At 66.1% G+C, this 1338-nt stretch carries 3 protein-coding genes; 2 read left to right on the forward strand and 1 reads right to left on the reverse strand.

The window, feature by feature from the left end; translation table 11 throughout:
- Positions 1 to 382, forward strand: a 382-nt coding sequence (locus JYJ84_RS36805; RefSeq protein ID WP_205190312.1) for a 5-formyltetrahydrofolate cyclo-ligase, incomplete at its 5' end; no start/stop codon positions are given.
- Between the two features lie 74 nt (positions 383 to 456).
- On the opposite strand, the gene JYJ84_RS36810 is transcribed toward JYJ84_RS36805, so the two are convergent.
- A complete protein-coding gene (locus tag JYJ84_RS36810) occupies positions 457 to 969 on the reverse strand; it encodes a winged helix DNA-binding protein (RefSeq protein WP_006483173.1) in 513 nt (170 codons plus the stop codon).
- A 148-nt stretch (positions 970 to 1117) separates the two neighbouring features.
- On the opposite strand from JYJ84_RS36810, the gene JYJ84_RS36815 reads away from it, so the two are divergent.
- Positions 1118 to 1338, forward strand: a 221-nt coding sequence (locus JYJ84_RS36815) for a carboxyltransferase domain-containing protein (protein WP_205190313.1), incomplete at its 3' end; no start/stop codon positions are given.

Consider the following 1338-nt stretch of genomic DNA (forward strand, 5'->3'; position numbering starts at 1 on the left):
GTGGTGCGCGGCCGGTGCCGGCAGGCAGGCCGCGTTGCCCGTGATCGACGAGCGGCACACACCGCTCGAGTTCCATGCATGGGATACGCACACGCCGATGCGCGAAGGTCATCACCGGATTCCGGAACCGGCGTCGGGCATCGTCGTCGTGCCCGACCTGTTGCTGATTCCCTGCGTGGGATTCGATCTGCAGCGCTACCGGCTCGGCTACGGCGGCGGCTACTACGACCGCACGCTCGCCGCATGGCCGGGCAGCGCGCTGCCCGTGACGGTCGGCATCGCCTATGAAGCGTGCCGCGTCGATGAATTGCCGGCCGAAGCGCACGATCTCTCGCTGCGCTGGATCGTGACCGATGGCGCGCTGTACCCCGCCGCCGGATGATGCGGCGGGCGGCGCCGCACCCATCGTCGCTCGCCCGTCAGCGCACCGCCACGCGCCACCCTTGGCGCAACCGTTTACAGCGACGCCGCCGCGCGCGCGGCCGTGTCGTACAGGCCCGATGCATGGCGCAGCAACTGCGCCGCGTCGCCGATCTGCTCGTTGGTGAGCCCGCTGTCCTTCAGCGTCTCGATCAGGCAGTGCTCGCGCACCTCGCGGTACTTCAGGCACAGGTCGCGGCCCGCGTCGGTCGCGAAGAAGAACACTTCCTTGCCGTTCTTCTCGCTCTTCACATAGCCGCGGGCGATCAGTTTTTTCAGCGCATAGGTCGCGACGTGCGTATCCTCGATATTGAGCACGAAGCAGATGTCGGCGAGCTTCTTCTTGCGTTCGCGATGGCTGACGTGATGCAGCAGCGACACCTCGACCGCCGTCATGTCCTTCGCGCCGGCCGCCGACATGCAGCGCACCATCCACCGGTTGAACGCGTTGCCTGCCATGATGAGCCCGTATTCGAGCTCCGACAGCTCCGCGCTCGAATCGGAAACGAGGTGTTCGGATGACACGATCTTGGTCGCAGGACGCTTCATGGAAAGGCGGCGCAAGCCGGATGACAGGGTGTGCCGAGTGTACGCCAGAAGCCCCGACATACGAGCTAGGCGAAAACGCTTATTGGGAAGTTGTCGATAATTTATTGACAATGTGCGCTAACATTGCCGTCCGAACCGTGCCAGTCCGATGACGCAACCCCGCATTTATCCGCTCGGCGATGCCGCCCTCGTCTGCGAGGTGCCGCCGCCCGCCACGCTCGATTGCCAGCGCCGCGTCTGGGCCGTTGCCGAGGCCGCGCGCGCGTGGCCCGACGTGATCGACGTCGTGCCCGGCATGAACAACCTGACGATCGTCTTCGACGCGCTCGCCACGACGGCCGAGTCGCTCACGCCGGCGCTGCGCGACGC

This window comes from Burkholderia sp. LMG 13014, from assembly GCF_905232215.1.
Classification (GTDB): Bacteria; Pseudomonadota; Gammaproteobacteria; order Burkholderiales; family Burkholderiaceae; genus Burkholderia.